Here is a 13,003-nt window from a genome sequence, read left to right as displayed (position 1 = left end):
TATGTCATCTCCTAAAGCTTAAGCCAGTTTGCCAGCATTTTATCTTTCGATTTAAAATCTTTTGCGATCTGCGCAAGGTACCCGCTGATGTCTTCTAAATCTGAAATCGTATTTTTTAATGAGGCGATGTACGCTTTTTCGGCATGAACATCGTAAAAGAGCGGATTGCCTTTTTTGTCAAACGACTGCGCCAGGTTTTTCAGCGTATTGTTTACATCTTCGAGTGTCAGCTTGTCGTATAAACCGTGGCCGACCTGACGGTAGGTATCGTGTTTCAGATCGTTGATCTCGGCGTCGTGTTCCTGATAAGCGTTTTCGGCTTCCCGTTTCATCGTCCGGAGATCGTTGATCATCGCATTTACTTTTTGCGCGAGCTGCTTAGCGACTTCGGGTGTTACTTTAATTGCGCCACTTCCGGATGCAACTTCCGGTGGAAGCATTGCTTTTAAATTTTTATCGTATACGAGCTCATCGCCCTCTATATTTTGAACATTGCCGTTTTCGTCGAAGGTAAAGTTGCCTTTGTTGAGTCCGTGTGTATCCGGCATTCCCATTGCTGTCGTAGCAATGTAGTCTACAGCGACATTAAACACTGTGCCAAATATACCGCCGTTATACTTCGGATCTAGTCGTATTTGTCGTTCCACACGCGAAGTAGAGGGGTCTTTGGTATATATTGTTCTGCCTGCGTGTCGTTCGTACTCATCCCACCAGCCGGAACCAGTCATATCATCCGGATTGACAATCGCTTTTACAGACGAGTCATATTTGCCGCTTCGGATCTCCTTTTGCTTTTCTTCAGCATGCAATTTAACGACGGAAGGATTGTTGAATGCGACTGCGCATATATCATTGTTCACAGCGCTGTATTCAGCCTCTGCGCCGCCAAGAGAGTGTCCGGTTGTTGAAATAACCGTCGAGGTGCCTTTATACTTTTGTTTAACTTCCCGTACCAGATCGTCAGCTTGCCCGATTTGGGACGTTTTCGTAATTAATTTGTATTTACCGGTGCTAAGCATCGCGTCTTGTGAGGGGGTTGCGTTGTATTTTCCTATTGTTTTTGATGTATCCTTCGCATCTTTTTCGATTATGTATTGCGATTTCTTTTTCGGATCAAGACCCATAACAACGTTACCGCCGTCAGCGTCAACAACATCTTGAAAGAATTGGCTTTTAGGATCAGTTCCTGCGAAGGCTACGACGACATTTTTAGGGTTATCTGATTTTACCCACTTACCACCTTCAGTTTTTTTGCCCTGGGAAAAAACTACGGCATCTAGTCCTGTATCATGGTCTCTCTTAATCTTTTCGACAAACCAATAGGTTTTTTGATCTGTTTGTATTGGTTTCCCTGTCTTTAACTTACTATCTAATCTATCGCGATTGTAAGATTCTTGACTTAGCGTATAATAAGTTTTATCTGTTATTTTTGGAACTTTTATCTTGTCGCTCATATACATCGCCTCTTTATTTTTGTAAAATAGGATAAGAAAGGGTTGATTTTCAAATGAAAAAGTACATAATTATCCTTATTTTAATAATTATAGCAGTTGGGGGATTTTTTATGAAGCATCAGCACGATCAAAAAGAAAAAGAGATTGCTTTATTTGAAGAAGCTCAGAATCATATGGAAAAGTTTTTAAAAACCAATTATAAAGATGTTGATAATATCCACTTTTCCGATGATTATTATATTAATCCAATGGGAGGTATAACAGTAGAGGGGCATACGAACGGAGATAAAGAGTTTGAAGGTTTGTATGATCCGGGAAATAAAGAAATATTGTCATATACCGTGGATGCTGAACCTAAAGAAGAATGTAAAGATGAGTTGTGTACTCGATGATAGAATAATAGCCCGCTCACCAGAGACGGGCTTTTTTCTTTATATGCGCTTTTTCATGCCCTACCGCACTATATGGTTTACTGTTCGTCTTTAATCTCCTTAACATACTCTATAGGCACGTTTAATCCTCTACTAATAATAAATAATGTTGTGATGTCATATCTGTTATTCGTTTTAAATCTGCTTATTGTTGCCTCTGTAGTACCAACCAACTCAGCTAATTCCTTTTGACTTTGAATTCCCTTTTCTTTCATAACCTCAATCGATCGGCAGGTCATCAGCTTGGACTCGCGATTTATCTTTATGAAAAGACGAATCTGAGTGTTCGCATGACTTACATCATCCCGGGAACAAGCAACTATACCCTGAAGGGTTATGAAGATGTCATTGTATTAGAAAATAATGACCGAGACGCTCAGAAGGTTGATTTATTAGCTGCCTCTCCGCGACTTATGTTGACCAATAACGGAGAAACAGACGTGAAAATTAAAAACCTTGTGGTTACTCATTTCTTGTAAGATCACGCCGTAAAAAACGGTGTTTTTATTTTGCCTCGGAGGAGGTGAAAACGATGTGAGAACGGGAGGATTAAGGGAGATGTCGCAAACAAACGAATACGAAGTTTTTCAGAAAGAGATTAAAGAGATCAAGGCGGATCAAAAAACGCTTGAGAAACGTGTCAGCACCCTGGAAAGAACTTCTGAACGCCATGATCAGCAGATTATCTCTATCAATGAAAAGCTGAACAAGATCGAGGAAAACACAACTTGGATCAAGCGCAGTATCACCGGCGCGATCATTACAGCGGTCAGCACCGGCATCATTGGCGGCACAATCGCTGTTTTTTATAATCTACTGCAGAAATAAGGAGGTAAACACAATATGAAAAACTTAGACAAAGGCACGGTCATCAGGACGGTGCTTCTTTTTGTTGCATTGGTAAACCAGACATTGATCATGTTTGGAAAATCAGCTTTGCCGATCAGCGAGGATCAGGTCAATACGTTGGCCGACGCTTTGTATTTGGCCGGCTCCACGATTTTTACAATCGTCACGACGTTGGTCGCTTGGTTCAAAAACAACTATGTCACAAGCAAAGGAAAGTTGCAGAAAGAGACTTTGAAACAAAAGGGATTAACGAAATGAGGTTGCCGGCTGGCAGCCTTTTTTATTTAAAACAAAATTGGAGGAGTTCAAATGGTTAAAGTCGTGAAAAACTTTGTGAAAGTCAATCAATATACTCGGCCAGGGCTGAAGTTGGCAGGAGTGAAAGGGATTGTCATGCACTATACGGCGACGCCGGGCGCTTCTGCATTGAATGAGAGGGATTACTTCAATGGCACATGTATAGCCATTAAACGCAAAGCTTCAGCTCATTATTTTGTGGACCGTAAAGAAGCGCAGCACATCATTCCTGAAAATGAAGTCGCGTACCATGCACATGATAAAAACCGCTGTTATGTGAGTTTTCTTAAACCGAACGCCAACACAAAGTCAATCAGCGTTGAAATGTGTGTCGAAAAAGACGGCATGATTCACAGTGAAACTGTTCAGAATGCCGCTGAATTGGTTGCCGATCTGTGCAAGCGTTACGGTCTTTCTACTAACAAAATCGTCCGCCATTACGATGTAACAAACAAAATTTGTCCGGCACCGTGGGTGAGCGATTCCAGCCAGCTGGCGGCATTCAGGAAAAAAGTTGATGCTCTGCTTGGAAATAAAACTGTGTCAAAGACAACATCATCCACGAGCCAGTCAAGCAAATCAACAGGGACCATTCTGAAAAAAGGGGCGTCCGGTTCCCAGGTCAAGGCGCTGCAGAAACGTTTGATTGCCGCTGGCTTCTCACTGCCGAAATACGGGGCTGATGGGTCTTACGGAAATGAAACGGTGCAGGCTGTCAAAACTCTGCAAAAGAAAGCGGGTATCGCGGTGGATGGAATTTACGGTCCAGCAACGGAAAAGGCCCTTGCAGCCATTGAAGCGAAAAAGAAAAAGCCTTCCTCAAACGGCAAAAAATCATCTTACCCGCTGCCGTCTGGCATCTATAAGGTAAAAAGCCCACTGATGAAAGGGACAGGTGTCCGACAGATTCAAGAGGCTCTAGCTGCTCTCTATTTCTATCCAGACAAAGGAGCAAAGAATAACGGCATAGATGGTTATTACGGGCCGAAAACGGCGAACGCAGTCAAACGGTTCCAGCTTATGAACGGGCTGTCTGCTGATGGTATTTATGGGCCAAAAACGAAAGCGAAATTGGAATCATTATTGAAATGAGGCCAACATCCATTAAGACGCTGTAAGCATGGAACGGCATCAAGAATGCAAACAAGATTTATGCAGGACAAAAGATACGAGTAAAATGAACAAAGGCCCTTAAAAAAGGGCCTTTTATTAAAGAAAAGTGGTTATTAACTATTCGTAAAAATTGAATCCCAAAACCAATAAATAATAGCAGCCGCACAACTGTAAAAGTAAACCTCCGGTCTCTCTATTAAACTTGGGTATGCTGGAGTGCTATGGAAAAAAAAGATCAAGAAGTTAGCAACGAGAGACAAACCTAAATAATAAATTAAATGAATCATTGAGAACTTCTTACTAGTCTTTTTATTAAGAAAATACTGCAAAGGGAGGGCAAATACTAAGTAAGCCAGAAAAAAATAAAAAGCAAAAACCAAAATAATATAAACCTCTGTAAATGCACCAGTAATGAAATACTGTATAAGGCCTAAACACAGGGAAGAAACAATGGCAGTTAGGGAGAAATGTTTAATCTTTTTCAAAAATGACCTTCCTTTCTTTTGGTTGATATGGTAAAGTATTCAAATATAGGGAGATTTACCATAAAAGTAGGAGGGGTAAAGTTGAAAAAACTTGTATCAATATTATTTTTTATTTCTACGTTAGTTTTGTCTTTTGTCTTTTCGAATTCTGTTTTGGCTAAAGAACCGTCCCCCGTTAGTTATGAAGTCCATGAAGGATTCGTCACACTCAATATAAATGAAAGTGGAGATATGTACAAGGTTCTTAAGAATGATGAAATTCTATATGAAGGACCTTCAAACCAATATAAAGACAAATTAACAGAGGACGTCCAAAAATACAAAATAGGAGTATATGAGGGTGATAAAATAAAAAATATCTTTAGAGTCAGAGTGGCTAATTCCGAAAAAACAACATTACAATCCTCTAAGATTAACATTGCACAAACCCACAAAAGTTTTGAAACATCCTCTTTTGAGCAAAAAATCTACAACACAGCTATTGAAACCGTTACGGACAACAGTTCGGTAATACTAAAGTGGGAAAAGATCCCGAACAAAGATGGTGTATATGAGATATATAGAGACGAAGATAAAGTTGCACAAACAAAAGAATTAACTTTTATAGACAATGATGTGACACCAGGAAAAGAGTACATATATACTATTAAAACATCCATTGATATGCCTAGTAGGGAACAAAATAAACTAGAAAAGAAGTTGAAAGAAAAAGATATTACATTAACAAAAGAAGATAAAGAAACGCTCTTTTCTATCAATGGTTCCATCTCAACTCAAGTAAAGGTACCCACAAATACAGAAGACGAATTAAATAAAACTGAAAAAATTGTTGATGAAAAGATTCACTCTAAACAGAAATCCTCAGTTAATGCAATTCCTAAAGACAACATGTACTCTTTTGTTTATAAAACATTTATTCCTTACAAATCAGTGAAAGATCCCCATCCTCTGGGAACAGGTTATCTAAAGGGGGATAATCGAGGTTTTTCTTTTTATTCTAACAAATTCAGAACTGAATCAGATATACATGTACAATTTTCAGGACCAACAAGCCTTGTTCATAGAAAATCAATAGGGAAGTCTTATAGATGCAAAGATGCAGATTGTAAAACCATTCTAGAATCAGGTACAGCTAGCAGTAAAGGACTTATACACGAAGTTATCTCAAAATCAAGTTCTAAAATGGGTTGGTATGTTAGCCATGCCATAGCTTTCCCCTTTGGTATTACTTACCCTAATATTGACTACAGTTACCAAGCAGAACTTACAAAATATAAGCTAGCTATTAACGGTAATCATGACGGGGCGCCTAATCATGAATTTTACTTGCTAAGTCCAAGTGACAGTAAAATTCTCTACCAGTATCAAGTGAAAAGCAAGAATGACTTTTGGAAACTGTTAGATATGGGTTTAACAAACCCTTGGAGTGTAAGATACTAGATCCAAAAGTGACCAATAAAAAATCTAAGATATAGCCCTTCTTGTAAGAAGGGCTTACTTTATTTCCACACCGACCACATCCTCAAATTTAATGAGATTGGTATCTCCTTTTGAATCCACGACATGGAAAGTTTTCTGCTGCTGGTTTATGTAATGGATATTCCCCTCAATTTGGATGATCGCCCCGGTTTCCGAACCGTTAAGCATTGGTAGCGGCTTAAATACAGAAAAACGAACTGGTTTATTAAACTCCATTGCTTCACTTATGATCATTTCCATATCTTCGATCTGAGACATGTCAAGAACCGGCCTTTTCACTTTGTTCTGGTTACTTTCTAATTTGCGGAGCAGGCCGACATGTTCCGGCAGCATCATTGTCGTTGATTAAAAAAAGTATTTGCCAACAATTCGCCAACAATTCAATTCATCAGGGTGTATTTAAAGTAATGCATAAAAAAACAAACCCTTGATATACAAGGGTTTGTTGGTATGATTCCGACTGGGCTCGAACCAGCGACCTCTACCCTGTCAAGGTAGCGCTCTCCCAGCTGAGCTACGGAATCATGATATGTAACACTGGGTATTTGTTTTGCTGACAAGTTCTATTATATGCAGATTAGATGGGTTCGTCAACAGTTTTTTGATTTTTTTTTGAGAACTGGGAAAGAGTCTTGCAGTACGCCGCGCGTTATGAAAATATTGTCTTATATAGAAGTCAAAAGGGAGCAGAATTGGATGGATCTGATACTTAAAAGTGTTGATAGTATTTTAATCGTATTTTTAGCAATCTTTTTTATGTGGAAATTCGTTTATGAAATTAAACATGAGAAGCGGAAGGCTGTTATCTTGCTTTTGCTGCTCATCAATGTCTATTTTATTGTAAAAGTGTTCAATCTCGTGTTGCAATTGATGTAGCCAATATCAAAATGCAGTTAAGGAGACTAAAAAACCAATGAAAACAGAAAAGCAAAAAATGCTGGACGGAGAGCTTTATCTTGCTTCTGATCCGGTGCTGTGCCATGACAGACTCAAGGCGCGCAACATTACGAATGAATTCAACCATTCGAACGAAATCGACGACAATAAAAGGACCAAGCTGATCAAAGAGCTGTTTGGTTCAACAGGGGAAACGCTCCACATCGAACCGGTGTTTCGCTGTGATTACGGTTTTAATATACATGTCGGGGAAAATTTCTTCGCCAATTTTGACTGTGTTTTCCTCGATGTATGCGAAATCCGGATAGGCGATCATTGTATGCTCGGACCGGGCGTTCATATTTATACGGCGACCCATCCGCTTGATCCGTTCGAAAGGATAAGCGGTGCGGAGTACGGGATACCTGTCATCATCGGACGTAACGTCTGGATTGGCGGCAGAGCGGTCATCAATCCCGGCGTCAAGGTCGGCGACAATGCAGTGATAGCTTCCGGAGCCGTCGTGACAAAAGATGTCCCGGACAATGCCATCGTCGGCGGAAATCCGGCAAAGATCATCAAATACGTTGATAGCAAAAACACCAATTCTATGTGATTGGTGTTTTTATATAGACGCGGTGAATGTTGGAGCTGATCAAACATCCGCGGGAAGCAGATTTCTCCCGCGGATTTAAGTGTTATCGGGTGACCGTAATATTGTTGATGACCAGCTGTCCCAATGAATTGAGATACGAAAATGTCGCTTTGCCTGGGCTGACGGCTTTTACGTACACGCGGTCCGAGGTGACGCTGACGGTAATGGCGCTGCCGCTGTAGGACACGTTTGAAATGCCGACGTATTGATCTTCCTGTCCGACTTTCATCGGCCTGTTGATGACGATCGCCTGAGGGGCGAAGATTCCTTGTGCAGATGCGTGAGAAGAGAGACTTTCAGTTTTAGAGAGTTCCTGGGCTTGTACATGCATGGGACTTCCCGAAACAGCAAGCATACCTGCCAGTAATGATGAAGCAACTAAACTTTTACTTAACCACTTCATAACCATCATCTCTTTTCCTATGTGATAGTTCCAGGATATGGCATCTCCAGCCGGCAGTCAATCGTTTCCAGTGATGATTCACACATTGGACAAACGAAAACAAACATTTCGTGAAGCGGGCAGGAAGAACGGATCATCATTCCGAAGCTGTTCTTTGGTTCAAAGCGTTAATAAAGGTTTTTACATTTTTTTTGTCTTGCATGACGGGTGAATATATATATGAAAGCGTCCTGGTAAAGGTTTGATTTTTCAGCCGGATCACGGAAAGGTTTCCATGCTGCACGTCTCTTTCAATGACGCTTTCAGACAGGAGTGACAGGCCGATGCCTGTCATGAGCGTTTCTTTGATCCCCTGGTTGCTGCTGATCGTCAGAAACGACTTGACTTTCAAACCGTTTGAACGGATGACATGGTTTAAGTATTCGCGTGTACCTGAGCCGACTTCGCGTGTTACCCATGTTTGATTTTGCAGATCGGCCATTGTCACGTCCTGTTTGGCGGCAAGCGGGTGATTACTTGAAGCGGTGATAAACAATTCGTCCTGCATAAAGGCGTGGACAGAAAGCTCTTTTTCATTTGTCTGGCCTTCGATCAAGCCGATGTCCACTTTGTACAGGCGGACGGACTGCACGATTTCTTCCGTGTTTCCAATGACCGCCTTGAGTTCGAGCTCAGGATATTCTTTTTGAAGGTCGAACAAGAGCGATGGCAAAATGTATTCGCCGATTGTGAAGCTTGCACCGATTTTCAGCTCGCCTTTGATCGAGTTGTGGTGATCGAGAATGTCTTGCCGCGTTTGTTCATATATGGTGATCATTTGTTTGGCGCGGTCGTATAAAATTTCACCGGTCGGCGTGATTTTCAAATATTTCGGAGAGCGTTCAAATAATTTCGTCTGGAACTCTTTTTCAAGATTTTTAATGTGCATGCTCACGCTCGGCTGTGACATGAGAAGAAGCTCGGCCGTTTTTGTGAAATTTTTGACTTCTGCAAGGGTAACGAATGTCTTCAGCGCATCATAATGCACACGAATCTCTCCTTTATTAAAAATTTTAATAGCTGTGATAATTAATATATATTTTACTAATGTTGAGTATTCCAGTAAACTTTAAATTAGAATCTTTTTTAGGAATGTTTGGTTTGAAGCAGGCTGACGCCGAGCGGCAAAGGGGTTGTGGTGAGTGAGCGCTTACAATATTTCTTTGCAGCAAAGCCGTGATCGACAGATGTTTTGCGTCAATAAAACCGATTTGATTTATAGGAATAGTGGATATATGATGAATGTAATCCTTTTCCGTTTCAAACAAGTCATAATTTTTTTATTCCTTAGTGAGGTGGATATCGTTGCAACTTCAGGTAATGAACAGTCCTTTTAACCAGGAGCAGGCAGAGCTCCTCAACCGCCTTCTGCCAACTTTGACGGCATCACAAAAAGCCTGGCTGAGCGGTTATCTGGCGGCTGTGCAAACCGCCGATGCCGCGGCGGCGCTTGAAACATTGCCGGCGGAAGCTCCGGCTGCAAGTCCGGCCCAGCCTGTTTCCAAAGAAGTGACCATTTTATTCGGGTCGCAGACAGGAAATGCACAGGGACTTGCTGAAAACGCGGCTAAGACGCTTACAGAACGGGGCTTTCAAGTCACCGTCTCTGCAATGAGCGATTTTAAGCCGAACCAATTGAAAAAATTAAAAAACCTTCTCATCGTCGTCAGCACGCACGGAGAAGGGGATCCGCCGGACAACGCGCTGTCATTCCATGAATTTCTCCATGGCAGACGGGCTCCGAAGCTCGATGATTTCCGTTATTCTGTGCTGGCTCTTGGCGACACGTCGTATGAATTTTTCTGCCAGACCGGAAAAGAGTTTGATCAGCGGCTTGGTGAGCTGGGGGGCACAAGGCTCCATCCGCGCGTCGATTGCGATCTCGATTATGATGAACCGGCTGCAGCATGGCTTGAGGGTGTCATCTCAAGCTTAAACGAAGGACAGGAACAGGGCGCAAGCTCAGCACCTGCTCAAACGGCAGCACCGCAAGCAGCAGGAGGAGAAACGGTATATTCGAGAAAAAATCCGTTCAGAGCGGAAGTGCTGGAAAATTTGAATTTAAACGGCCGCGGATCAAATAAAGAAACGCGCCACCTTGAATTATCGCTCGAAGGCTCAGGCCTGACTTATGAACCTGGCGATGCGCTCGGCATTTTTCCGGAAAATGACCCGGAACTCGTCGACATGCTGCTGGCCGAGCTGAAATGGGATCCGAATGCTACCGTCACGGTTGATCAAGGGGAAAACCTTTCCCTGAAAGAAGCGTTGACTTCTTACTATGAAATTACGGTGCTGACAAAAAAATTTATTCAGCAGGCGGCAGAACTCATTGCAAATGAAAAGCTGCGCGAGCTTGTCGCTCAGGAAAACGCGGATCAATTAAAAGCATATATCGCAGGCCGCGACCTGATTGATTTCGTTCAGGATTTCGGTCCGATCGCAGTAGCTCCGCAGGATTTTGTTTCGATTCTTCGAAAAATTCCGCCGCGTCTTTATTCGATCGCATCAAGCTTCGCTGCAAATCCGGATGAGGTGCATTTGACGATCGGCGCTGTCCGCTACAATACGCACGGCAGAGACCGAAAAGGGGTCTGCTCGGTTTTATGTGCTGAACGCCTTCAGCCTGGCGACACGCTGCCTGTTTTTATGCAGCCGAATAAAAACTTTAAGCTGCCGGAAAATCCGGAGGCTCCGATTATCATGGTCGGTCCGGGCACAGGTGTTGCGCCGTTTAGGTCATTTATGCAGGAGCGCGAAGAAACCGGAGCACCGGGGAAATCGTGGATGTTCTTCGGCGACCAGCACTTCGTCACCGATTTCTTATATCAGACAGAATGGCAAAAGTGGCTGAGTGACGGCGTGCTGACAAAAATGGATGTCGCGTTCTCGCGGGATACGGAAGAAAAAGTATATGTACAGCACCGCATGCTTGAGCACAGCAAAGAACTGTTTGAGTGGCTTGAAGAAGGAGCGGCTTTCTACGTTTGCGGCGACAAGAACAACATGGCCAAAGATGTTCAGAACGCATTGCTTGAAATTATCGAAAAAGAAGGCGGCAAAAGCCGCGAGGAAGCTGAAGCCTATCTGGCAGAAATGAAAAAGCAAAAACGTTATCAGCGCGATGTATACTGATTTTGATTGAAAGGGGACTTTTTCAACATGGGGAACGAAATATTAAAAGCGCCTGAAGGCCCGCCGAGTGATGTAGAACGCATTAAGAAAGAAAGCAACTATTTGCGCGGCACCCTGAAGGAATCGATGCTTGAGCCGCTTTCAGCCGGAATTTCCGATGACGACAACCGTCTGATGAAGCATCATGGCAGCTATTTGCAGGATGACCGCGATCTCCGCAATGAGCGTCAAAAGCAAAAGCTTGAGCCGGCGTATCAGTTCATGCTGCGCGTCCGGATGCCGGGCGGTGTCGCAACGCCTGAGCAGTGGCTTGTCATGGATGAGCTTGCCCGGAAATACGGAAATGGCACATTGAAGCTGACAACCCGGGAAACCTTCCAAATGCACGGCATTTTAAAATGGAACATGAAAAAAACGATTCAATCGATCCATTCAGCCATGCTGGATACGATTGCAGCATGCGGGGATGTTAACCGGAACGTCATGTGCGCTTCCAATCCGTATCAATCAGAAATCCACAGAGAAGTGTATGAATGGTCGAAAAAGCTGAGTGATGACCTCCTGCCGCGCACACGTGCGTATCATGAAATCTGGCTTGATGAAGAAAAAGTGGCCGGCACGCCTGATGCGGAAGAAGTCGAACCGATGTACGGACCGCTGTATCTGCCGCGGAAATTCAAAATCGGCATCGCCGTTCCGCCGTCAAATGATATCGACGTATTTTCCCAGGATCTTGGGTTTATCGCGATTGTGGAGGATAACAAACTCATCGGCTTCAACGTCGCGATCGGCGGCGGTATGGGCATGACCCATGGAGACAAAGCAACGTATCCGCAGCTTGCCAAAGTCATTGGCTTCTGTAAGCCTGATCAGTTATATGATGTCGCCGAAAAAACGATTACGATTCAGCGGGACTACGGAAACCGCTCGGTTCGCAAAAATGCCCGCTTCAAGTACACAATTGACCGCCTCGGCTTGGAAACGGTCAAAAACGAGCTGGAAAACCGCCTCGGCTGGAGCCTCGCTGAAGCAAAGCCGTATCATTTCGAGCATAACGGCGACCGCTACGGCTGGGTAAAGGGTGTAAACGGAAGATGGCACTTTACAATGTTTGTTGAGGGCGGCCGCGTTACTGATTATGATGATTACAAGCTGATGACCGGCTTAAGGGAGATCGCCAAAGTTCATACCGGCGATATCCGCCTCACAGCCAATCAAAACTTGATCATTGCCAATGTCACAAGCCAAAAGAAGAAAAAGATCAGCGAACTGATCGAACAGTTTGGTTTGACTGACGGCAGGCATTATACAGCGCTCCGCCGCAGCTCGATCGCATGCGTCGCACTGCCGACGTGCGGATTGGCGATGGCCGAAGCGGAACGATATTTGCCAAAGCTGATTGACAAAATTGATGAAATCATTGAAGAAAACGGCTTGAAGAATGAAGAGATTACCATCCGCATGACGGGATGCCCGAACGGCTGCGCCCGCCATGCGCTCGGCGAAATCGGCTTCATCGGAAAAGCCCCTGGCAAGTACAACATGTACCTCGGCGCCGCTTTTGACGGCAGCCGTCTGAGCAAAATGTACCGGGAAAACATCGGTGAAGAAGAAATTTTAAAAGAACTTCGCGACATTCTTCCGCGCTATGCGAAAGAACGCAATGAAGGAGAACATTTCGGAGATTTCGTCATCCGCGCCGGAATTGTTAAAGAAACGACGGACGGAACGAATTTCCATGATTGATGAGCATTTTTTAAAAAACGCCTCAGCCCTTTGATTGGTGC

At 43.4% G+C, this 13,003-nt stretch carries 14 protein-coding genes, 1 tRNA gene and 2 pseudogenes; 10 read left to right on the top strand and 7 right to left on the bottom strand.

Annotated features, from left to right (window positions below; genetic code table 11):
* Positions 1-11: 11 nt before the first annotated feature.
* The gene (locus M1D90_RS15120) at positions 12-1,454 is read right to left on the bottom strand and encodes a lipase family protein (RefSeq protein ID WP_020450981.1); all 1,443 of its coding nucleotides are present in this window, start codon (positions 1,452-1,454) and stop codon (positions 12-14) included.
* Positions 1,455-1,507: 53 nt separating this feature from the next.
* On the opposite strand from M1D90_RS15120, the gene M1D90_RS15115 reads away from it, so the two are divergent.
* On the top strand, positions 1,508-1,846 hold the full coding sequence (locus M1D90_RS15115) for a DUF1433 domain-containing protein (RefSeq protein WP_020450982.1): 339 nt from the start codon (positions 1,508-1,510) through the stop codon (positions 1,844-1,846).
* A 77-nt stretch (positions 1,847-1,923) separates the two neighbouring features.
* On the opposite strand, the gene M1D90_RS15110 is transcribed toward M1D90_RS15115, so the two are convergent.
* A complete protein-coding gene (locus M1D90_RS15110; RefSeq protein WP_044805482.1) occupies positions 1,924-2,100 on the bottom strand; it encodes a helix-turn-helix domain-containing protein in 177 nt (58 codons plus the stop codon).
* A gap of 343 nt (positions 2,101-2,443) precedes the next feature.
* On the opposite strand from M1D90_RS15110, the gene M1D90_RS15105 reads away from it, so the two are divergent.
* The 4 genes and pseudogenes from M1D90_RS15105 to M1D90_RS15090 all read left to right on the top strand — a co-directional run.
* On the top strand, positions 2,444-2,713 hold the full coding sequence (locus tag M1D90_RS15105; protein WP_456283508.1) for a hemolysin XhlA family protein: 270 nt from the start codon (positions 2,444-2,446) through the stop codon (positions 2,711-2,713).
* Positions 2,714-2,728: 15 nt separating this feature from the next.
* Positions 2,729-2,992, top strand: a complete 264-nt coding sequence (locus M1D90_RS15100) for a phage holin (RefSeq protein ID WP_020450985.1) — start codon at positions 2,729-2,731, stop codon at positions 2,990-2,992.
* Positions 2,993-3,043: 51 nt separating this feature from the next.
* Positions 3,044-3,757, top strand: a pseudogene (locus M1D90_RS15095) (peptidoglycan recognition protein family protein); the annotation flags it as partial.
* A 105-nt stretch (positions 3,758-3,862) separates the two neighbouring features.
* A pseudogene (locus M1D90_RS15090) lies at positions 3,863-4,123 on the top strand (peptidoglycan-binding domain-containing protein); the annotation flags it as partial.
* Between the two features lie 134 nt (positions 4,124-4,257).
* Here the strand turns inward: M1D90_RS15090 and M1D90_RS15085 are convergent.
* Positions 4,258-4,629: a UPF0715 family protein gene (locus tag M1D90_RS15085; RefSeq protein WP_146874217.1), complete on the bottom strand. Its 372-nt coding sequence runs from the start codon at positions 4,627-4,629 to the stop codon at positions 4,258-4,260.
* 81 nt (positions 4,630-4,710) lie between these two features.
* On the opposite strand from M1D90_RS15085, the gene M1D90_RS15080 reads away from it, so the two are divergent.
* Positions 4,711-6,069 carry a DUF3238 domain-containing protein gene (locus M1D90_RS15080; protein ID WP_188016673.1) on the top strand — a complete coding sequence of 453 codons (1,359 nt, stop codon included), beginning with the start codon at positions 4,711-4,713 and terminating at the stop codon, positions 6,067-6,069.
* 54 nt (positions 6,070-6,123) lie between these two features.
* Here M1D90_RS15080 and M1D90_RS15075 read toward each other — a convergent pair whose 3' ends face one another.
* Together M1D90_RS15075 and M1D90_RS15070 are read right to left on the bottom strand one after the other, a co-directional pair.
* Positions 6,124-6,444, bottom strand: a complete 321-nt coding sequence (locus M1D90_RS15075; protein WP_146874213.1) for a YolD-like family protein — start codon at positions 6,442-6,444, stop codon at positions 6,124-6,126.
* Between the two features lie 115 nt (positions 6,445-6,559).
* Positions 6,560-6,632, bottom strand: a tRNA-Val gene (locus M1D90_RS15070).
* Between the two features lie 172 nt (positions 6,633-6,804).
* Here M1D90_RS15070 and M1D90_RS15065 point away from each other — a divergent pair.
* A complete protein-coding gene (locus tag M1D90_RS15065; RefSeq protein WP_011197793.1) occupies positions 6,805-6,984 on the top strand; it encodes a hypothetical protein in 180 nt (59 codons plus the stop codon).
* A gap of 37 nt (positions 6,985-7,021) precedes the next feature.
* The gene (locus M1D90_RS15060) at positions 7,022-7,600 is read left to right on the top strand and encodes a maltose acetyltransferase domain-containing protein (protein WP_023856696.1); all 579 of its coding nucleotides are present in this window, start codon (positions 7,022-7,024) and stop codon (positions 7,598-7,600) included.
* An 82-nt stretch (positions 7,601-7,682) separates the two neighbouring features.
* Here the strand turns inward: M1D90_RS15060 and M1D90_RS15055 are convergent, their stop codons facing one another.
* Positions 7,683-8,042 (bottom strand): hypothetical protein, encoded by a 360-nt coding sequence (locus M1D90_RS15055; RefSeq protein WP_023856697.1) that lies wholly within the window; start codon positions 8,040-8,042, stop codon positions 7,683-7,685.
* A 136-nt stretch (positions 8,043-8,178) separates the two neighbouring features.
* Positions 8,179-9,069: a LysR family transcriptional regulator gene (locus tag M1D90_RS15050; RefSeq protein WP_020450991.1), complete on the bottom strand. Its 891-nt coding sequence runs from the start codon at positions 9,067-9,069 to the stop codon at positions 8,179-8,181.
* Between the two features lie 317 nt (positions 9,070-9,386).
* Here M1D90_RS15050 and M1D90_RS15045 point away from each other — a divergent pair, with 317 nt between their 5' ends.
* Together M1D90_RS15045 and cysI are read left to right on the top strand one after the other, a co-directional pair.
* Positions 9,387-11,216 carry an assimilatory sulfite reductase (NADPH) flavoprotein subunit gene (locus tag M1D90_RS15045; RefSeq protein ID WP_341045185.1) on the top strand — a complete coding sequence of 610 codons (1,830 nt, stop codon included), beginning with the start codon at positions 9,387-9,389 and terminating at the stop codon, positions 11,214-11,216.
* A 27-nt stretch (positions 11,217-11,243) separates the two neighbouring features.
* Positions 11,244-12,962, top strand: a complete 1,719-nt coding sequence (gene cysI, locus M1D90_RS15040; RefSeq protein WP_145624454.1) for an assimilatory sulfite reductase (NADPH) hemoprotein subunit — start codon at positions 11,244-11,246, stop codon at positions 12,960-12,962.
* Positions 12,963-13,003 lie beyond the last annotated feature (41 nt).

This window comes from Bacillus sp. JZ34, from assembly GCF_053903205.1.
This window is presented reverse-complemented; position numbering and strand designations above follow the sequence as displayed.

Coding starts and splice junctions, on each gene's coding strand:
- M1D90_RS15100 (WP_020450985.1), top strand. CDS start 2,729: ATGAAAAACTTAGACAAAGGCACGGTCATCAGGACGGTGCTTCTTTTT.
- M1D90_RS15115 (WP_020450982.1), top strand. CDS start 1,508: ATGAAAAAGTACATAATTATCCTTATTTTAATAATTATAGCAGTTGGG.
- cysI (WP_145624454.1), top strand. CDS start 11,244: ATGGGGAACGAAATATTAAAAGCGCCTGAAGGCCCGCCGAGTGATGTA.
- M1D90_RS15110 (WP_044805482.1), bottom strand. CDS start 2,100: ATGAAAGAAAAGGGAATTCAAAGTCAAAAGGAATTAGCTGAGTTGGTT.
- M1D90_RS15065 (WP_011197793.1), top strand. CDS start 6,805: ATGGATCTGATACTTAAAAGTGTTGATAGTATTTTAATCGTATTTTTA.
- M1D90_RS15060 (WP_023856696.1), top strand. CDS start 7,022: ATGAAAACAGAAAAGCAAAAAATGCTGGACGGAGAGCTTTATCTTGCT.
- M1D90_RS15120 (WP_020450981.1), bottom strand. CDS start 1,454: ATGAGCGACAAGATAAAAGTTCCAAAAATAACAGATAAAACTTATTAT.
- M1D90_RS15105 (WP_456283508.1), top strand. CDS start 2,444: ATGTCGCAAACAAACGAATACGAAGTTTTTCAGAAAGAGATTAAAGAG.
- M1D90_RS15075 (WP_146874213.1), bottom strand. CDS start 6,444: ATGATGCTGCCGGAACATGTCGGCCTGCTCCGCAAATTAGAAAGTAAC.
- M1D90_RS15055 (WP_023856697.1), bottom strand. CDS start 8,042: ATGAAGTGGTTAAGTAAAAGTTTAGTTGCTTCATCATTACTGGCAGGT.